Origin of the sequence: Pseudomonas sp. H11T01, assembly GCF_048515765.1 — a bacterium.
In the GTDB taxonomy this organism is placed as follows: domain Bacteria; phylum Pseudomonadota; class Gammaproteobacteria; order Pseudomonadales; family Pseudomonadaceae; genus Aquipseudomonas.
In genome coordinates this window covers 12,805-32,704 of sequence record NZ_JBLYED010000042.1, presented here as the reverse complement: position 1 = coordinate 32,704, position 19,900 = coordinate 12,805, and the positions used below count along the sequence as shown (strand labels likewise).

16 protein-coding genes are annotated in these 19,900 nt (G+C 59.3%); 6 read left to right on the top strand and 10 right to left on the bottom strand.

What is annotated here, in order from left to right; translation table 11 throughout:
* Position 1: 1 nt before the first annotated feature.
* Complete coding sequence (locus tag ACN1C3_RS31730; protein WP_419119674.1) at positions 2-259, bottom strand: hypothetical protein; 258 nt, start codon at positions 257-259, stop codon at positions 2-4.
* A gap of 225 nt (positions 260-484) precedes the next feature.
* On the opposite strand from ACN1C3_RS31730, the gene ACN1C3_RS31725 reads away from it, so the two are divergent.
* The 6 genes from ACN1C3_RS31725 to ACN1C3_RS31700 all read left to right on the top strand — a co-directional run bounded on the left by ACN1C3_RS31725 (position 485) and on the right by ACN1C3_RS31700 (position 9,284).
* The gene (locus tag ACN1C3_RS31725) at positions 485-1,654 is read left to right on the top strand and encodes an efflux RND transporter periplasmic adaptor subunit (RefSeq protein ID WP_419119673.1); all 1,170 of its coding nucleotides are present in this window, start codon (positions 485-487) and stop codon (positions 1,652-1,654) included.
* A complete protein-coding gene (locus ACN1C3_RS31720) occupies positions 1,651-4,746 on the top strand; it encodes a multidrug efflux RND transporter permease subunit (RefSeq protein ID WP_419119672.1) in 3,096 nt (1,031 codons plus the stop codon). The genes ACN1C3_RS31725 and ACN1C3_RS31720 overlap by 4 nt, the downstream gene beginning before the upstream one ends.
* Before the next feature lie 9 nt (positions 4,747-4,755).
* Complete coding sequence (locus ACN1C3_RS31715; RefSeq protein ID WP_419119671.1) at positions 4,756-5,430, top strand: heavy metal response regulator transcription factor; 675 nt, start codon at positions 4,756-4,758, stop codon at positions 5,428-5,430.
* Positions 5,405-6,784 (top strand): heavy metal sensor histidine kinase, encoded by a 1,380-nt coding sequence (locus ACN1C3_RS31710; protein WP_419119670.1) that lies wholly within the window; start codon positions 5,405-5,407, stop codon positions 6,782-6,784. Before ACN1C3_RS31715 ends, ACN1C3_RS31710 begins: the two co-directional genes overlap by 26 nt.
* Before the next feature lie 279 nt (positions 6,785-7,063).
* Entirely contained in the window at positions 7,064-7,288 is a 225-nt protein-coding gene (locus ACN1C3_RS31705) for a hypothetical protein (RefSeq protein ID WP_419119690.1), read from the top strand.
* A 502-nt stretch (positions 7,289-7,790) separates the two neighbouring features.
* Positions 7,791-9,284: a diguanylate cyclase gene (locus ACN1C3_RS31700; protein WP_419119669.1), complete on the top strand. Its 1,494-nt coding sequence runs from the start codon at positions 7,791-7,793 to the stop codon at positions 9,282-9,284.
* A gap of 151 nt (positions 9,285-9,435) precedes the next feature.
* Here the strand turns inward: ACN1C3_RS31700 and lpxC are convergent, their stop codons facing one another.
* The 9 genes from lpxC to murD all read right to left on the bottom strand — a co-directional run bounded on the left by lpxC (position 9,436) and on the right by murD (position 19,896).
* On the bottom strand, positions 9,436-10,347 hold the full coding sequence (gene lpxC / locus ACN1C3_RS31695; protein ID WP_419119668.1) for a UDP-3-O-acyl-N-acetylglucosamine deacetylase: 912 nt from the start codon (positions 10,345-10,347) through the stop codon (positions 9,436-9,438).
* A gap of 112 nt (positions 10,348-10,459) precedes the next feature.
* Positions 10,460-11,647 (bottom strand): cell division protein FtsZ, encoded by a 1,188-nt coding sequence (gene ftsZ / locus ACN1C3_RS31690; RefSeq protein ID WP_419119667.1) that lies wholly within the window; start codon positions 11,645-11,647, stop codon positions 10,460-10,462.
* A gap of 73 nt (positions 11,648-11,720) precedes the next feature.
* Positions 11,721-12,983 carry a cell division protein FtsA gene (ftsA, locus tag ACN1C3_RS31685; RefSeq protein WP_419119666.1) on the bottom strand — a complete coding sequence of 421 codons (1,263 nt, stop codon included), beginning with the start codon at positions 12,981-12,983 and terminating at the stop codon, positions 11,721-11,723.
* 15 nt (positions 12,984-12,998) lie between these two features.
* Positions 12,999-13,865 carry a cell division protein FtsQ/DivIB gene (locus ACN1C3_RS31680; RefSeq protein ID WP_419119665.1) on the bottom strand — a complete coding sequence of 289 codons (867 nt, stop codon included), beginning with the start codon at positions 13,863-13,865 and terminating at the stop codon, positions 12,999-13,001.
* A gap of 4 nt (positions 13,866-13,869) precedes the next feature.
* Positions 13,870-14,826: a D-alanine--D-alanine ligase gene (locus ACN1C3_RS31675; protein WP_419119664.1), complete on the bottom strand. Its 957-nt coding sequence runs from the start codon at positions 14,824-14,826 to the stop codon at positions 13,870-13,872.
* Positions 14,823-16,283, bottom strand: a complete 1,461-nt coding sequence (gene murC, locus ACN1C3_RS31670) for a UDP-N-acetylmuramate--L-alanine ligase (protein WP_419119663.1) — start codon at positions 16,281-16,283, stop codon at positions 14,823-14,825. Before murC ends, ACN1C3_RS31675 begins: the two co-directional genes overlap by 4 nt.
* The gene (gene murG / locus ACN1C3_RS31665) at positions 16,276-17,346 is read right to left on the bottom strand and encodes an undecaprenyldiphospho-muramoylpentapeptide beta-N-acetylglucosaminyltransferase (protein WP_419119662.1); all 1,071 of its coding nucleotides are present in this window, start codon (positions 17,344-17,346) and stop codon (positions 16,276-16,278) included. Before murG ends, murC begins: the two co-directional genes overlap by 8 nt.
* A complete protein-coding gene (gene ftsW, locus ACN1C3_RS31660; protein ID WP_419119661.1) occupies positions 17,336-18,553 on the bottom strand; it encodes a putative lipid II flippase FtsW in 1,218 nt (405 codons plus the stop codon). Before ftsW ends, murG begins: the two co-directional genes overlap by 11 nt.
* Positions 18,550-19,896, bottom strand: coding sequence for a UDP-N-acetylmuramoyl-L-alanine--D-glutamate ligase (gene murD / locus ACN1C3_RS31655; protein ID WP_419119660.1), 1,347 nt, complete (start codon positions 19,894-19,896; stop codon positions 18,550-18,552). The genes ftsW and murD overlap by 4 nt, the downstream gene beginning before the upstream one ends.
* Positions 19,897-19,900 lie beyond the last annotated feature (4 nt).

Genomic DNA, 19,900 nt, shown 5'->3' with positions numbered 1-19,900 from the left:
ATCAGCGCTTGCCCATCGAACGACGGGTGCCGGGAGGCGCTGCGCCTGGGGTTTTGGTGTGGCCGTTCTTGGCGCCGTTTTTGTACCACGGCTGATTGGCGTTCTTCGCCGCGGCAAGCTCACCCGGTTTGAACGGGAACTTGAACGCGGGGATAGCGGCTTTGTCTTCGCTCTCTGCGCTGGAGTCGACGCTGTTTTGCAGGTCAGCCTGCTCGTCGCTCGTGGCGTCAGAAACAGGCGGTTGTGTACGGGAATTCATGGAAGCTCCGGGGGTGCAAAAAGTGGATCAGGCCAGGGTGACGGCCGTATAAGTCGGCAGTATACCTGTGCGCCTGCGATCTTTAACCTGCGCACCGAACGAATGGTCAGCCATTACTGACATTGCTGTCAGTTAGCAGTCACTTTGCTGACCGGGTTTGAGGGGTAAAGTAAGTCATTGATACTGGCCAATCCTTCAATGACTTTGCTCTGGCGTCCTACAAGCATGCGTATTCAGAATAAAACGGTGTTGTTCGCAGCGTTGCTGATCGCTCTGGCCGCAGTGGTTGTCTTGTTTTTGACCAGGCCCACCGCGACCCAACTGGCGGCGCCGACCGCGATCCCCGTGCGAGTGATCAGCGTCGAACAGAGGGACGTACCGCGCTATGTCAGCGGCATCGGCTCGGTGTTGTCGTTGCACAGCGTCATCATCCGGCCGCAGATCGACGGCATTCTGACCAAACTGTGGGTCAAGGAAGGTCAGTTGGTAAAAAGCGGTGATCTACTGGCCACCCTCGACGACCGCACGATCCGCGCCAACCTTGATCAGGCCCGTGCTCAGTTGGGGCAAAACCAGGCGCAGCTGCAAGTGGCCGAGGTCAATCTCAAGCGTTACAAGTTGCTGAGCGTCGACGATGGCGTTTCCAAGCAGACCTACGATCAGCAACAGGCACTGGTCAATCAGTTGAAAGCCACCGCGCAGGGCAACCAGGCCGCTATCGACGCCGCGCAAGTTCAACTCTCCTACACGCAGATTCACTCCCCGGTCACCGGCCGGGTCGGCATTCGCACGGTCGACGAAGGCAATTTCCTGCGCATGAGCGATACACAGGGCTTGTTCTCGGTGACTCAGATCGACCCGATTGCGGTCGAGTTCTCCCTGCCGCAACACATGCTGCCAACCCTGCAAGGACTGATCAGCGCCCAGACCCAGGCCCAGGTCAACGCTTATTTGGGTGCCGACACCGACGGCGCAACCGGCGATCTGCTCGGCGCAGGTCACCTGACCCTGATCGACAACCAGATCAACGCCAACACCGGCACCATCCGCGCCAAGGCCGAATTCAGCAACGCCGGGCAAAAGCTCTGGCCGGGGCAATTGGTGACCATCAAGATCCAGACCGCCCTCGACAAAGATGCCTTGGTGGTACCGCCGACCGTAGTGCAGCGTGGGCTCGATCAGCACTTCGTCTACCGGGTCAACGCCGACAAAGTGGAGGTGGTGCCCGTGCAAATGGTCTATCAGGACACTGGCCTGAACATCATCAAAGGCGTACAGGCCGGTGATGTGCTGGTGAGCGATGGCCAATCGCGGCTTAAGGCCGGTTCGCGTATCCAGGTACTCAGTGACTCACCACAGACCGTTCAAACAGCGAAAACGGAGCCGCAACCATGAAGGGCCATGGCTCGGTTTCGGCCTGGTGCATCGACCACCCGGTCTCTACCCTTCTGCTGACATTTGCTCTGGTACTGCTGGGGCTGATCGCCTTCCCGCGACTGCCCATCGCGCCGTTGCCGGAAGCGGAATTCCCGACTATCCAGGTCACCGCGCAGTTGCCTGGCGCCAGCCCGGACACCATGGCTTCCTCGGTGGCCACGCCGCTGGAAGTCCAGTTCAGCGCCATCCCCGGCATGACCCAAATGACGTCCAGCAGTGCCTTGGGCTCTACCAACCTGACGCTGCAGTTCACCCTCAATAAAAGCATCGATACTGCCGCTCAGGAAGTTCAGGCGGCGATCAATACCGCCTCCGGCAAGCTGCCCAAAGACATGCCGAGCCTGCCGACCTGGAGGAAACTCAACCCGGCCGACAGCCCGGTTCTGATCCTCGCCATCAGCTCGACGCAGATGCCCAGTACCGAACTCAGCGACTATGTGGAAACCCTGCTGGCGCGGCAGCTCAGCCAGATCGACGGTGTCGGTCAGATCTACATCACTGGCCAGCAACGCCCGGCCATCCGCGTCCAGGTCGCGCCGGACAGACTGGCGGCCATCGGTCTGACCCTGGCCGATATCCGGGTAGCCCTACAGCAGGCTAGCTTGAATCTGGCCAAGGGTGCGCTGTACGGCCCGTCGAGCATTTCCACGCTGTCGACCAACGACCAGCTGTTTCACCCCGAGGAGTATGGGCAGTTGATCGTCTCCTACAAGGACGGCGCACCGGTCCACCTTAAAGATGTCGCGCGGGTGATCAACGGCTCGGAAAACGCCTACGTTCAGGCCTGGTCCGGTGATGAACCAGGGTTGAACCTGGTGATTTTTCGTCAGCCCGGCGCCAACATCGTCGAGACCGTCGACCGCATCCAGGCTGAACTGCCGCGTCTGCAAGCGATGCTTCCGGCCACGGTGCAAGTGATGGTGCTGTCGGACCGGACCAAGACCATCCGCGCCTCGTTGCATGAGGTGGAAATAACCTTGCTGATCGCCGTGTTGCTGGTGATCGCCGTAATGGCGCTGTTCCTGCGCCAATGGTCGGCGACGATGATTGTTTCCAGCGTGCTTGGCGTGTCGCTGATCGCCAGTTTCGCGCTGATGTACGCGATGGGTTTCAGCCTGAACAACCTGACCCTGGTGGCGATCGTGATCTCCGTGGGCTTTGTGGTGGACGATGCGATCGTGGTGGTGGAGAACATTCATCGCCACCTCGAGGCCGGCGACGGCATGCGCGAGGCAGCGATCAAGGGCGCCGGCGAGATCGGGTTTACGGTGGTCTCCATCAGCTTCTCGCTGGTGGCAGCGTTTATCCCGTTGCTGTTCATGGGCGGTGTGGTCGGCCGGCTGTTCAAGGAGTTCGCCCTGACCGCGACCTCGACCATTTTGATTTCGGTGGTGGTGTCGTTGACCCTGGCACCAACCTTGGCCGCGCTGTTCATGCGATCCCCGGTACACAATGCCCATACCAAACCCGGCTTCGGCGAACGACTGCTGGCGCGCTACGAAAAAGGCCTGCGTCGCGCCCTCGCCCACCAACGGTTGATGCTCGGGATTTTCGGCCTGACGTTCGCCATGGCGATCGTCGGTTACGTGATCATTCCCAAAGGTTTTTTTCCGGTGCAGGACACCGGTTTCGTGCTCGGGACCAGTGAAGCGGCGGCTGATGTGTCCTACCCGGACATGGTAGCTAAACACTTGGCGCTGGCGAAAATCGTTGGTGCCGATCCGGCGGTTCAGATCTTCTCCCATTCCGTTGGCGTGAGCGGCAGCAACCAGACTATCGCCAACGGCCGCTTCTGGATCGCCTTGAAAGACCGCAACCAACGCGACGTCGACGCCAGCCAGTTCATCGACCGGATCCGTACACAACTGGCCAAGGTTCCGGGGATCGTCCTCTACCTGCGGGCCGGCCAGGACATCAACCTCAGCTCCGGGCCGAGTCGCAGCCAATACCAATACGTGCTCAAGAGCAACGACGGACCGACCCTGAATACCTGGACCCAGCGCCTGACGGAAAAACTGCGGGCCAACCCGGCGTTCCGTGATGTTTCCAACGACTTGCAACTGGGCGGCAGCATTACCCACATCAGCATCGACCGCAGCGCGGCAGCACGTTTCGGTCTGAATGCCACCGATGTCGACCAAGCGCTTTACGATGCGTTTGGCCAGCGTCAGGTCAACGAATACCAGACCGAGACCAACCAATACAACGTAATCCTCGAACTCGATGCCAAGCAGCGCGGCAAGGCCGAAAGCCTGAATTACTTCTACTTGCGTTCGCCCCTCAGTGGCGAAATGGTCCCGTTGTCGGCGCTGGCCAAGGTCGATCCGCCCACCGTCGGGCCGCTGTCCATTGCTCATGACGGGATGTTCCCGGCCGCCAACCTGTCGTTCAACCTTGCGCCCGGCGTGGCGTTGGGCGATGCGGTGATCATGCTCAACCAGGCGAAGAACGAGATCGGTGTGCCCGCCTCGATTATCGGCAATTTCCAGGGCGCAGCCCAGGCGTTCCAAAGTTCGCTGGCCAGCCAACCATGGTTAATTCTGGCAGCGCTGGTGGCGGTCTACATCATTCTCGGTGTGCTCTATGAAAGCTTCGTGCACCCACTGACGATCATCTCGACCCTGCCATCGGCCGGTCTTGGCGCCCTGCTGATGCTGTGGATCTGCGGTCAGGACTTCTCGGTCATGGCGTTGATCGGCCTGGTGCTGCTGATCGGGATCGTCAAGAAGAACGGCATTCTGATGATCGACTTCGCCCTCGACGCCCAGCGCAAGGGTGGGCTGACGCCGGAAGAAGCCATCTACCAGGCCTGTCTCACCCGATTCAGGCCCATCATGATGACCACCCTCGCCGCGTTGCTCGGCGCCTTGCCGCTGATGCTCGGTTATGGCACCGGCGCCGAACTGCGCCAGCCGCTGGGGATCGCCGTGGTTGGCGGGCTGCTGGTAAGCCAGGCGCTGACCCTGTTCACCACTCCGGTCATATACTTGTGGCTTGAGCGGCTATTTCACCGGCCCAAACCAGCCCCGGGGCTGGCGACCACTTACTGAGGCGGGGCCATGCGCGTTCTGATTATTGAAGACGAAGAAAAAACCGCGGATTACCTGCACCGTGGTTTGACCGAACAAGGCTACACCGTGGACCTGGCCCGCGATGGTGTCGAAGGTCTGCACCTGGCGCTGGAAAGCGACTATGCGGTGATCGTGCTGGATGTGATGCTGCCGGGTCTCGACGGCTTTGGCGTGTTGCGCGCCTTGCGTGCGCGCAAACAAACCCCGGTGATCATGCTCACCGCCCGCGAGCGCGTCGAAGACCGAATCAAGGGCCTGCGCGACGGTGCCGATGACTATTTGGGTAAACCCTTTTCCTTCCTTGAACTGGTCGCGCGCCTGCAAGCGTTGACCCGCCGCAGCGGCGGTCATGAACCCGTGCAGATCAGCATCGCCGACCTGTGGATAGATTTGATCAGCCGCAAGGCCAGCCGGGCCGGTACTCGGCTAGACCTGACCGCCAAGGAGTTTTCGCTGCTCAGCGTGCTGGCCCGGCGCCATGGCGAAATCCTCTCGAAAACCGCCATTGCAGAGATGGTCTGGGACATCAATTTCGACAGCGACGCGAATGTCGTCGAAGTTGCGATCAAACGCCTGCGGGCCAAGCTCGACGGGCCGTTCGAAGAGAAACTGCTGCACACCATTCGCGGCATGGGCTATGTGCTGGAGAGCCGCGGTGTCTAACTCCATTGCGTTACGCCTGAGCGGCATGTTCACCCTGGTGGCTTTGCTGGTATTCCTGCTGATTGGCTGGGCGCTTTATCAACAAGTCGATAAAGGCCTGGGCCTGCTGCCCGAAGCGGAGCTGGATGCGCGTTACAGCGTGCTCGAATCCGCCCTCAATCGCTACGGCACACCCGAGCATTGGGTAAAGATCAACGCCAAGCTTAATCTGCTCAGCGAAGAAGACAAACGCATCCGGTTCTGGGTCGTCAGCGGTGACGCCGGTTATGAATATGGCGCCCCGGATGCGCAAATCCGCGCCTTCGCCCAAGGGCCGTTGGGTAAGCGCGACCTGACCCTACCAGACCATCCGTATCCGCTAAAAGTGCTGGTCAGCCAACTGCCGGCTAAAGATCAACGACCGCCGCTACGCTTTCTGATTGGCATCGACACGCAGACCTTTTTCGAGACTCAGCATCGCTTGCTGACCGCCCTGATCAGCCTGGCGATCATCGGTGTATTACTCGCTTCAGCCTTGGGTTACTGGGTGGCGCGGATCGGTTTGAAACCGTTGATCAAACTCTCGCAGGAAGCTCAGCGCCTGGCCCCGCCGCGGCTCTCCGGACGCCTGCAACTGTCACCGTTGCCGCCAGAGCTCAATCAATTCGTCGGCGCCTTCAACTCGACCCTGGGGCGGGTGGAACAAGCCTATTCACGTCTTGAATCGTTCAATGCCGACGTGGCCCATGAACTGCGTTCGCCGCTGACCAACCTGATCGGCCAGACCCAGGTCGCGCTGACTCGCGGGCGTTCGGCCGAGCACTACTTCGAAGTCCTGCAATCAAACCTCGAAGAGCTTGAGCGACTGAGGTCGATCATCAATGACATGCTGTTTCTGGCCAGCGCCGATCAGGGCAGCAAAGCCACCATGCTCACCTCCACGTCGCTGGCAGATGAAGTCGCCACCACCCTGGATTACCTGGACTTCATCCTTGAAGACGCACAGGTGAAAGTCGAAGTCAGCGGCGACGCCCATGTGCAGATCGAGAAAGCTCATCTGCGTCGGGCACTGATCAATTTGCTGAACAATGCGGTGCAACACACCGCGCCCGGGCAGGTCATCCGCGTACAAATCGACGTACAAGAACACCAGGTCGCCATCGGCGTCGCTAACCCCGGCGAAGCGATCGCCAGCGAGCACCTGTCGCGGTTGTTCGAACGCTTCTATCGGGTCGATGCCTCACGCAGCAACAGCGGCGCCAACCACGGCCTGGGTCTGGCCATCGTCAAGGCCATTGCGCTGATGCATGGCGGCGATGTGTTTGTGCGCAGTGACGGCGGGATGAATACCTTCGGGATCTATCTGCCCGTTTGAGATCGTTAGATCTGTCGCGCTTTTTGTGGCGAGGGGGCTTGCCCCCGATCGGCTGCGAAGCAGTCGTAAACCAGTCAACCTGGTACATCTGAAAGAAAGAGGTTGCAGGATTTAGGCCCGCTTCGCGACCCAGCGGGAGCAAGCTCCCTCGCCACGGGAATCGCGCAACTATTACTTTGAACGCAAAAGTCCTTTATGCAATCCGCTCTTTTTCCCAAGGCTCAAGACCGTTACTTTTGCCGCACCAACTATCACTTGCTCTGCAAGAAGGTCTTCAAGATGTCCAACACTATGGGTATTGCCAGCGCTTTCGTTTTGTCCTCTTTGTTCCTCTCGCCATTCGCCATGGCTTCAGAGTCGCCAGCCTTCGTCGCGCAAAACGCCGCGCGTACCGACGCCTACGAGACGTCCCGGGACGAAATGACCGCCAAAGCACAAAACGCTGCGCAGCCCCAGCAAACATCAGCCAATCAGCCGCAACCGCGGGCTGAAAAAGACAGCTGATCAGCACTACTGATCCGTTTCCCTCGACACTCTTCAGGGCTCTTCCCCTGAGAAGCTGTCTTCAAAGCCGCTGCTATCAGCGGCTTTTTTTCGTTGTGTAAAACACCCGAACCGCTTCGTCTCCCCTAATCGGAAACACGTGGGCTTTCACAAAAAGTAACTGCCGTTAGCGATCACGTGAGTTCTACCTCACGCTAGCTTTTCACTCAAGTTCACCCCTCTATTCATTGCATTTTTTGCAACTATCGCCCAAACACCTACGCAATAGACGACTCAACCAAAGCTTTCGTCGAAAGGGTCCAAGACACCGATGAATACCGGGTGATCGTCGATTACCCGCTGAATGTGTTCTAAGCTTGGACAAGCAAAAGGCCAGCACGTTTTGCTGGCCTTTTTTATGCCCGGGATTTATACAGGCGTTATAGAAGCAACCGGTCTCTGTCACTCTGCCCGCTTCCCTTGCAACACCTTTAATACCGTCCAGACAGCAGAAGTCAGAACCATGAGTGTGAGTAGTGCGACATCCCTGCGCCCGTCCCCCGCCAGCCAGCCGGAGTGGATTCTGATTGTTGGCAGTTCGCTGACGGTGATCGCCATTCTGAGTATCGTGACCTTTCTGCTGATCCGCGAACATGCCAGTGCCCAACTGTCCGCGACCCGCGCTGCCTCCAATATCGTGCAGTTGATCGACGCCGACGTGCTGCACAATGTCGAGCTCTATGACCTGTCCTTGCAGGGATTGATCTCTGCTTCGCAGCGCACAGACCTCACGCTGGTTTCCCCGCAAATACGCCATCTGGTGTTGTTCGATCGAGCAATCGCCGCCCCTCATAAGGGCGATATTCTGTTACTCGATAAACACGGCGATGTGCTCGCCGACTCGGCGTCAGTCGAACCGCGGACGGGAAACTTCGCCGACCGCGAATACTTCCAGTCCCACGTACAAAATCCTGATAGCGGGATGTTTATCAGCCGGCCATTCCGGGCCAGACGCGGTGATCACGACTGGCGCATCAGTTTCAGCCGCCGCATCTCGTCGCAAACCGGCGAGTTCCTGGGTGTCGCCGAAGCGGCCATGCGCCTGAGCTACTTCAATCAGCTGTTCCGGAGTTTGAGTATCGACCGTGACAGCTCGGTCAATCTGATCAGCACCGACGGTTTTCTACTCGCCCAGGAACCGTTACTGGCCGATGACCTGATCGGCAAGGACTTCAGCAACCGGCCTAACTTCATGCGCATTCTGCGTGAAGGCAATGGCAGCTTCAGCAGTGTGTCGAGCCGCGATCGCAAACAGCGGCTTTACACCTTTTCCAGGGTCGGCAATTTGCCGTTAATCGTTGTGGTAGCGCTCTCGACCGACGAGGTATTTGCCTCTTGGAAGCGCACAGCGGTGCTGACAAGCTTTGCCACTGGCGTGCTGTGCATCGGCCTGCTCTGGCTGACCTGGCTACTGTGCCTCGAATTGCGACGCCGGCACAGTGCCGAGCAGGAGCTGGAGCAACTGGCGGCAACCGACGGTTTGACGGGGCTGGCCAACCGCAGAACCCTGGACCAGACACTCAACCTCGAATGGGCCCGAGCCCAACGTTCGGGCCACGCATTGTCACTGCTGATGATCGATGTCGACCACTTCAAGGCCTTCAACGATAAACACGGCCATCAACTTGGCGACGAAGCCCTGACTGCCGTGGCAAGAGTGATCAAAAGCAATATACGCCGCCCTGGCGATCTGGCTGCCCGCTATGGCGGCGAAGAGTTTGCCGTGGTGCTGCCGGAAACTGAAGGCGACGGCGCGGCGCGCATTGCCGAGAACATCCGCGCGGCCATTGAACAAGATGAACTCGTCAACGCGCAGGACTCGCCCATCACCGTCAGCATCGGCCTCAGCACCTGGTCAGGCGCGCTCGAGGGAAGCCCGGAAACACTGGTTTTCGCCGCCGACAAAGCGCTCTATCAGGCCAAATACAGTGGGCGGAATCGGGTGGTGGCAGGCTGAAATCCACGTTGTGAATACCGACCTCATCGCGAGCAAGCTCGCGATAGCGTCCTGATAGGCGCCGCCAAAAATAGAGATAGCCACTTTCCGGCAGCTATAAAAAAAGGCCACCCGAAGGCAGCCTCTAAAAACTAAAGAAAGAGAGTATTACTTACACGGCCGCAACGGGACGCATGTAAGAGATCGGTGCAGTGCTGGCATCTTCGAAGGTCACGACTTCCCACGCATCTTTCTGCTCAATCAATTTGCGCAGAAGCTGGTTGTTCAGTGCATGCCCCGACTTGAAACCACGGAACTCACCTATCAGGCTATTGCCCAGCAGGTAGAGGTCACCAATTGCATCGAGGATCTTGTGCTTCACGAATTCGTCTTCATAGCGAAGGCCGTCTTCGTTCAGTACACCATCCGCATCGACCACGATGGCGTTTTCAACGCTACCGCCGAGTGCGAGGTTGTGCTTGCGCAGGTACTCGATATCACTCATGAAACCAAAGGTCCGGGCGCGGCTGACTTCTTTTACGAACGAAGTGCTGGAAAAATCCACGCTGGCACTTTGAATGCGGTCACGGAACACCGGGTGATCGAAATCGATCTCAAAGCTCACTTTGAAGCCTTCGAAAGGAACGAAAGTGGCGCGCTTGTCGCCGTCTTCCACTGTCACTTCACGCAGGATACGGATGAACTTTTTAGCTGCGTCCTGTTCTTCCAGGCCGGCAGATTGAATCAGGAATACGAAGGGTCCAGCGCTACCATCCATGATCGGGACTTCGGACGCGGAGAGCTCGACGTAGGCGTTATCGATGCCCAGGCCAGCCATGGCCGAGAGCAAGTGCTCCACCGTATCCACTTTGGTGTCACCGCTGACCAGTGTGGTCGACATAGTGGTTTCACCAACGTTTTCCGCGCGAGCAGGAATCTGCACCACAGGGTCCAGGTCGGCACGACAAAACACAATGCCGGTGTCTACAGGCGCAGGCTTGAGGGTCAGGTATACCTTCTCCCCGGAGTGCAGACCTACACCTGTGGCACGGATAATATTTTTCAGGGTGCGTTGTTTAATCATGGCTTGGGCCGCTTCAGCGCAAATTGCGAACTGGTATCAACAAAGGCTGGCGATAATAGCAGACCAGACCTTTGCTGAACACCAATCACCCTAATACCCCTGATACATTCCATCAATCGGCCTGACGACGCAGGAATGCCGGGATGTCCAGATAGTCCAGATCATCTTGCGGATTCAGCTTCGCCGCGGTCGCAGCACTGGCCTGAGCCTGGTTGCGCATCACGGTTGGACGGTCCAGATCGCGGTAGTTCACCGACGGCATCTCCTGACGCGAAGGTGCTGGCGATTGAGCGGCCATGGAGGTATGAACGGTATTGTCAATGATCTTAACAGGCTTCTCGATTTTTGCGCCCAGACCTGTGGCAACCACGGTCACATGCAGCTCGTCGCGCATGTCCGGATCGATAACAGTACCGACCTTGACCATTGCGTGCTCGGAAGCGAAGGCTTCGATGATGCTACCAACGTCCGAGTACTCACCCAGAGACAGGTCGGGACCAGCGGTGATATTCACCAGGATGCCGCGTGCACCTTGCAGGTTCACGTCTTCGAGCAACGGGTTGCGGATGGCCGCTTCAGTCGCTTCACGCGCACGGTTCGGACCGCTGGCGCAGCCAGTGCCCATCATCGCCATGCCCATTTCGCTCATCACGGTACGCACGTCAGCGAAGTCGACGTTGATCATGCCCGGACGTTTGATGATGTCGGAGATACCGCGAACGGCACCGGCCAATACATCGTCAGCCTTGGCAAAAGCCGACAGAAGGCTTGCATCTTTACCGAGGATGGTCAGCAGCTTCTCGTTGGGAATGGTGATCAACGAGTCGACACTTTCGGACAGCAGACGGATGCCTTCATCGGCGATCTGCATACGCTTGCGACCTTCGAACGGGAACGGACGCGTCACCACCGCAACGGTGAGGATGCCCATTTCCTTGGCCACTTCGGCAATGATTGGCGCAGCACCGGTACCGGTACCACCGCCCATGCCTGTGGTGATAAACACCATGTTAGTGCCCTGCAGCACTTCGGCAATGCGCTCACGGTCTTCCAGAGCGGCCTGACGGCCCACTTCCGGATTGGCGCCAGCGCCCAGACCTTTGGTCACGCCAGTGCCCAGTTGCAGGATGGTCCGCGCGCCGATGCTTTTCAGCGCCTGGGCATCAGTGTTGGCGCAGATGAATTCCACGCCTTCAATGTTGCTCTTGACCATATGATTGACAGCGTTGCCGCCGCCACCGCCCACACCGATAACTTTAATTACCGGGCTAGCGGGGATGTTGTCTACGAGTTCGAACATTTTCCCTCTCCTTTCAGTTCTCTAGTTTTTTTCGCCTACTGCTGCCACTTTGAAACTGTCTTGCTGTAATTCTTTAGAAGTTGCCCTGAACCCAGCTTCTGAGACGATCGAACAGTGGTGTCTTGGCCTCTTCACTGCTGTAACTGTCCCGGCTGCTGCTGATCCCGGAAAAGGACACGCCGTCGGACTGTTTTTGCAGCCCGTACATCAGCAAGCCCACACCGGTGGAATAAATCGGGTTGCGCACGACATCGTCGAGACCTTTGACGCCATGGGGTACGCCAAGGCGGACCGGCATGTGGAAAATCTCTTCGGCCAATTCAACCGCGCCTTCCATCTTCGAAGTACCACCGGTCAGCACGATGCCGGCCGGGATCAGGTCTTCGTAGCCACTGCGACGCAGCTCGGCCTGGATCAGCGTGAACAGCTCGTCGTAACGCGGCTCGACCACTTCGGCCAGTGCCTGACGGGACAGTTCGCGCGGCGGACGATCACCGACGCTTGGAACCTTGATGGTTTCACCGGCACCGGCCAGCTTGGCCAGGGCGCAGGCGTAGCGAATCTTGATTTCTTCGGCGTACTGGGTCGGAGTGCGCAACGCCATGGCGATGTCGTTGGTCACCTGATCACCGGCAATCGGGATCACCGCGGTATGACGAATCGCGCCTTCGGTGAAGATCGCGATATCAGTGGTACCACCACCGATGTCGACCAGGCACACGCCCAGCTCTTTCTCGTCGTCGGTCAGCACCGAATAGGCGGAAGCCAGTTGCTCGAGAATGATGTCGTCGATTTCCAGACCGCAACGACGCACGCATTTTTCAATGTTCTGTGCGGCGTTCACGGCGCAGGTGACCACGTGGACCTTGGCTTCCAGACGTACGCCGGACATGCCCAGAGGCTCACGCACGCCTTCCTGGTTATCGATCACGTAATCTTGCGGCAGGGTGTGCAGGACACGCTGGTCTGCCGGAATCGCCACCGCCTGGGCCGCGTCGAGTACCCGCTCCAGATCCGCAGTGCTGACTTCGCGATCACGAATTGCCACGATGCCGTGGGAGTTCAGGCTGCGAATATGATTGCCTGCCACGCCGACGAACGCAGAGTGAATGCGGCAACCGGCCATCAGTTGCGCTTCTTCGATAGCGCGCTGGATCGACTGCACGGTGGATTCGATATTCACCACCACGCCCTTCTTCAGGCCGCGGGATGGATGCGTGCCGATGCCGACGATTTCCAGCGTGCCATCAGCCGAGACCTCGCCCACCAGCGCTACCACTTTGGAAGTGCCGATATCCAGACCGACGATCATTTTCCCGCTTTGCACATTAGCCATTGGTCCTGCCTCTTCTTAATTCTTCGCGACGGCGGGTTGGCCCGTCGTGGGCGCTACAGGTTCCCGCCAGCCGACGGCGAGGCCGTTGGCATAGCGCAGATCGATGCGCGCAATGTTCGTAATCTGTTCCTTCAGCGTTTTTTCATAGATGGCAATGAAGCGGCGCATCTTTTCCACCAGGTAACCGCGACCTAACAACAGTTCGATCCCTGGGCCAGCGCTGCCTGCGCCGGTGGTTAGAAACCAGCTGCCACGTTCACGCAACTCCAGACGGGCAATTGAAAAGCCCATGGGCCGGAGCATCTGACTCAACACCTGATACTGCTGCATCACTTGCTGCTGGGCCCGCTGCGGACCAAACAACTGTGGCAAATGTTCGTAGTTCGCCAGCTCCCGCGGGGTGAACGCTTCGCCCTGGTTGTTCAACAGCGCTTCGTCACCCCAACGGGCCACAGGCAGTTGCTCTTCCAGGCGAATCACCACTTGATCAGGCCAGACGCGACGCACTTCGGCATGAGCGATCCATGGCATCTTTTCAAGCTCGGTGCGCATGCTCTCCAGGTCGATGGTGAAGAAGCTCGAGGCCACGTAAGGGGCGATTCGCTGCTGCACGGCTTGCTGGCTGATGTAACTCAAATCACCCTGAACGTTGATCTTGGTGATCGGCCGGTCGGCATACGGCAGCAAACGCTGCGCACCGTCATAGGTACCAAAGCCCAATGCGACCAACAGCACCGGCCAGAACAAAGCCTTGAGGAAGCCAAAATTGGCTTTCGGCAGGCGCACCGACATCGGCTCTTTAGCCACCATACGGCTGGCACCACGCGGCACCGGCTTGCGGCCGGGAGCGGGTTGCGGATGACGTAGCTGGGCGCCTTGCATGGACTTAACCTCGCGGCTCAACACTTGCAGCCAGAATTGCCAACACCAACTGTTGGAAATCCAGGCCGGCAGCACGGGCTGCCATTGGGACCAGACTGTGGTCGGTCATACCCGGTGCGGTGTTGACTTCCAGAAACCAGAACTGCCCATCGGCGTCCTGCATCACGTCAGCCCGTCCCCAACCGGCGATACCCAGCGCCTCACAGGCTTTTGCCGTGAGGTCCATGAGTTCTTGTTCTTTGGCGCTATCCAGGCCACACGGGATCCGGTACTGGGTATCGGAAGCCACGTACTTGGCGTCGTAATCGTAGAAAGTGTGGGTCGTGCCCAAGGCGATCGGTGGCAACACCTGGTCACGCAGGGTGGCGATGGTGAACTCCGGACCTTGAATCCATTGCTCAACCAACACTTGCGAATCGTAGGTACTGGCCGATTTCCATGCGTCGATCAACTCGGACGCAGAATTCACTTTGGCCATACCGATACTTGAACCTTCATGGGCCGGTTTGACGATCAAAGGCATGCCCAGTTCCGTCGCCGCAGAAATACAATCGGCTTCGCTGCTCAGCACGGCGTGACGCGGCGTTGGAATACCCAGGCTGTGCCAGACCTGTTTGGTCCGCAACTTGTCCATGGCCAGCGCCGAGGCGAGGATGCCGCTGCCGGTGTAAGGAATACCCATGCATTCGAGCAAGCCCTGCATGCTGCCGTCTTCACCGCCACGACCGTGGAGAATGATGAAGGCGCGATCGATCTTCTCGTTCAGCAGACGCTGCAGAAAGTCATCGCCGACATCGATACCGAAGGCATCCACACCGGCGCTTTGCAGGGCATCGAGCACCGCATTGCCGGACTTCAGCGACACCTCACGCTCGGCGCTTTTGCCACCGAACAGTACGGCGACGCGGCCGAAGTCTTTCGGCTCGATCGTCGAGAACAGGTTGGCGTAGGCAGCAGTCATTTCGATTTCCCCTGACCGGCAGCAGCAACGGCACCCGCGAATAGCGGACTCTTCAACAGTTTCGGTGCAAGACCACCGATATCACCGGCGCCCTGGCACAGCAGGATGTCACCGGCACGCAGCAGCGGCTTGACCAGCGGCGCTAGGTCGACACCGCGCTCGATGTAGATCGGGTCCAGCTGACCGCGCTGACGGATGCTGTTACACAGCTTGCGGCTGTCGGCACCCGGGATCGGCTCTTCGCCGGCCGGATAAACTTCCATCAGCAACAAGACGTTGGCATCGGCCAGCACATTGACGAAATCGTCGTACAGGTCGCGAGTACGGCTGTAACGGTGCGGCTGGTAAACCATCACCAGACGCCGATCCGGCCAGCCACCGCGCACGGCTTTAATCACGGCGGCGACTTCGGTGGGATGGTGACCGTAGTCATCGACCAGCATCACGCTGCCGCCGTCTATTGGCAGTTCGCCGTAGACCTGGAAGCGCCGACCGACGCCCTGGAACCCCGACAGGCCCTGAACGATGGCTTCATCGCTGATGCCCTCGTCGGTGGCGATGGCGATGGTTGCCAGCGAGTTCAGTACGTTGTGGTTGCCCGGCATGTTCACCGAAACATCCAGCGGCTCGCGATCAGGACGCAGCACGGTGAAGAACGTCAGCATGCCTTGCTGGCGCACACTGATGGCGCGCACGTCGGCGTCTTCGCTGAAACCGTAGGTGACGGTCGGACGTTTGACTTGCGGCAGGATTTCGCGGACCACCGGATCATCCAGACACACCACAGCCAAACCGTAGAACGGCAGGTTGTGCAGGAACTCGACGAAGGTTTTCTTTAGTTTGTTGAAGTCACCGTCGTAGGTCGCCATGTGGTCGGCGTCGATGTTGGTGACGACCGCCACCAGCGGCTGCAAGTGCAGGAAGCTGGCATCGCTTTCGTCAGCTTCAGCGATCAGATAACGGCTGGTGCCCAGCTGCGCATTGGTGCCCGCTGCATTCAGTCGGCCACCGATGACGAAGGTAGGGTCCAGGCCACCGGCCGCAAACACCGAGGCGATCAGGCTGGTGGTGGTGGTTTTGCCGTGGGTACCGGCCACGGCGATCCCGTGGCGATAGCGCATCAGTTCGGCGAGCATTTCGGCACGCGGCACCACCGGAATCCGGCGTTCCAGCGCGGTGGCGACTTCCGGGTTAGAGGTGTTCACGGCACTGGAGACCACCAGCACATCGGCGCTCGCAGCGTTTTCGGCGCGGTGGCCGATAAAGATCTGTGCACCAAAGGACTCGAGACGCTCGGTCACTGGCGATGCTTTCAGGTCGGAACCGGAGACTTCATAGCCCAGGTTCAACAACACTTCGGCAATCCCGCACATGCCCACACCGCCGATACCGACGAAGTGGATACGACGGATGCGGCGCATTTCCGGTTGCGGCATGGCTTTCTGATTCTCAACCATGGGCCACCTCCAGGCAGATATCGACCACGTTACGAGTGGCATTGGGCTTGGCCAGTCGGCGAGCAGCGCTCGCCATGCTATTGAGTCGTTCCGGTTGCATCAAAACCTCTGTCAGGCGTGCAGCGAGATCCGCTGCGCCAGTCGTTCTTTGCGGCATCAGGAAGGCAGCGCCTTCACGAGCCAAATAATCGGCATTGCGGGTCTGGTGATCATCAATCGCATGGGGCAATGGCACCAGCAACGAGGGCAGACCGGCGGCAGCCAGTTCACTGACGGTCAGCGCGCCTGCGCGACAAACCACCAGGTCGGCCCAGCCATAGGCTTGGGCCATGTCTTTGATGAAAGGCTGCACCTGCGCCTCGACGCCAGCGGCGCGATAGCGTTCGGCAGTCACTTCATCGTGATTTTTGCCGGCCTGATGAAACACTTCCGGACGCAGCTCGATAGAGACGTGCGACAGGGCTTCAGGCAGCAATTTGTTCAACGGTTCTGCGCCCAGGCTTCCGCCGAGGATCAGCAAACGAGCTTTGCGTCCGGCCAGGGCCTGACGCGGTGTTTCGAGGAACAGCTCGGTACGCACCGGGTTACCGGTGGTCCGGCGGCTGTTCGATGCCCCGAAGGTATCCGGGAAAGCTTCGCAGACTCGGGCGGCCAACGGCACCAGCAGCCGATTGGCGGTACCGGCCACGGCGTTCTGTTCGTGAACGATCACCGGCACGCCGGCCAGTTTTGCCGCAACACCACCGGGACCGGTCACATAACCGCCAAAACCCAGGACGCAGACTGGCTGCAGCTGACGAATGATCTTGTGCGCCTGCCAGATGGCCTTGAGCAGCACGAACGGCGCCTTGAGCAGAGACAATTTGCTCTTGCCGCGCAGCCCGCTCACGTTGATCAAGTGCAGTGGCAAGCCGGCGCCAGGCACCAGCTCGTTCTCGATCCCGCGTGGTGTGCCCAACCAATGCACGGTGTAGCCGCGCGCCTGGAACTCACGAGCACAGGCCAGCGCCGGGAATACGTGCCCGCCAGTACCGCCGGCCATGATCAGCACATTAGCGCCCATGAGTCGGCTCCTCGGCGAAGTCACTCTCGTTGAACTCCGTCTCTTCACTGCCCAGGTGGGTTCGACTCTCCCACTCGATGCGCAGCAACAAGCCGAGACACGCACCGCAGATCACCAACGAACTGCCGCCATAACTGAGGAACGGCAGGGTCAGGCCTTTGGTCGGCAGCAGGCCGACGTTCACCCCGATGTTGATCAGGAACTGACCGATCCACAGGAACGACAGACCGTACGCGACGTAGGCAGCGAAGAATTGCTTGGCCTTCTCGGCCCAATAGCCGATGTACATGCCACGAATACAAACAAAGACGAACAGCGCTACCGTGCACAACGAACCCACAGCACCCAGTTCTTCGGCCAGGACTGAGAACACGAAGTCGGTGTGGGCTTCCGGCAGGTAGAACTGTTTTTGCACGCTGTTACCCAGGCCAACGCCCAGCCATTCGCCGCGACCAAAAGCGATCAATGCTTGAGACAACTGGTAGCCGGCGCCGAACTGGTCGGCCCACGGATCGGCAAAGTTGGTCAGGCGCGCCATTCGATACGGCTGCACTTGAATCAACAACACCACCGCTGCGACCGCCAGGACAACCATCAAGGAAAAACGGAACAGCCCGACCCCGCCGAGAAACAGCATCGCCGCCGCGGCGCCCATCATTACAACGGTGGCACCGAAGTCCGGTTCCATCAGCAACAGGCCGGCCATTGGCAGCAGAACGATGAATGGCTTGAAGAAGCCCATCCAGCTTTCACGCACTTCTTTCTGGCGACGCACCAGATAACCGGCGAGGTAGATCACCACGAATACCTTGGCGATCTCGGAAGGCTGAACGTTGAAGAAACTGAAGCCGATCCAGCGCATCGAACCGTTCACTTCACGGCCAATCCCCGGGACGATCACCATCACCAGCAAACCGAACGCACCAAGCAGCATCAGCCAGCCCAGGCGTTGCCAGGTGGCGATCGGAATCATCATGGTGATGACGCAGGCACCAAGGCCCAGCACGATGTAAATAAGGTGGCGAATCATGTAGTACAGGGCACTGCCCGACTGCACCGCCGCCACTTCGGTCGATGCCGAGGCGATCATGACCAGCCCGAGGCCGATCAATGCCAGGCAGCCGGCGAGCATCGGGAAGTCGAGGTCGATACCGCGACCGGTGATGAGCGGCGATGGGTACGGCTTGATGATATTTTCGAAACTCATGCCAAGCCCTCCACGGCCTGGGCGAACAACTGCCCACGCTCTTCGTAGTTCTTGAACATGTCGAAACTGGCGCAGGCCGGCGACAGCAGCACAGCGTCGCCCGCCTCGGCGACTGCCCGGCTGCGTTCGACGGCTTCGCTCAGCGAATTGACGCGGATCAGCGGCACCGCGTCGCCGATCGCTTGGGCAATCAACTCCGCGTCACGGCCCATCAGCACCACCGCACGGCAGTTGGCTGCGACCGGACCGCGCAAATCCTTGAAGTCCGCACCCTTGCCGTCGCCGCCGGCGATCAGCACCAACTTGCCGGCAATGTCTGCGCCCAAGCCTTCAATGGCGGCCAGTGCAGCGCCAACGTTGGTGGCTTTGGAATCGTTGTAGTAGCTCACGCCATTCAGGTCGCGAACCCATTGGCAGCGATGCTCGAGGCCGGCAAAGGTGCGCAGGCTCGACAGCATGGCGTCGAACGGCAGACCAACGGCATGACCCAGGGCCAGCGCCGCCAGGGCATTGGACTGATTGTGGGCACCACGAATTTTCAGCTCGCGAACCGGCATCAGGTTCTGGAATTCGAAGGCCAGATACTTCTCGCCGTTCTCTTCGCGCAGACCGAAAGCCTTGAAGTCAGGTTTGCTCAAACCGAAGGTCCAGCACGGCAGGCCCTCGCCTATCAATGGACGGCTCAAGGCATCCTGGCGATTGACCACCACCTGCCGGGCGCCACGGAAGATCCGATGCTTGGCCAAGTGATACGCCGGCAGACCACTGTAACGGTCCATGTGGTCTTCGCTGACGTTCAATACAGTGGCGACTTCAGCACCGAGTTGATCTGTCGTCTCAAGCTGGAAGCTCGACAGTTCCATCACGTACAGCTCGACATCGTCACTGAGCAGATCCAGCGCAGGTGTCCCGAGATTGCCGCCGACCGCCACGCGTTTGCCGGCAGCTGCGGCCATTTCGCCGACCAGCGTGGTGACGGTGCTTTTCGCGTTGGAACCGGTGATGGCGATAATCGGTGCCTTCGCGTTACGCGCGAACAATTCGATATCACCGGAAAGCTTCACGCCACGGGCCGCTGCGGCTTGCAGTGCCGGTGTCGCCAGCGCCAGGCCCGGGCTCACGTAGAGCTCGTCGGCGCGGCACAGGAACTCGACGTCCAGCTCGCCACAACGCACTTCCACGTGCGGATAGTCACGGCGTAGCGTGGCCAGCTCCGGTGGATTGTCCCGCGTATCAGCCACAGCAAACGACACGCCCCGATTCGCCAGGAAGCGAACCAGGGACATGCCGCTCTTGCCGAGGCCGACAACGATGCGGAAGTGGTCAGAAGCGATCAGAGACACTTGT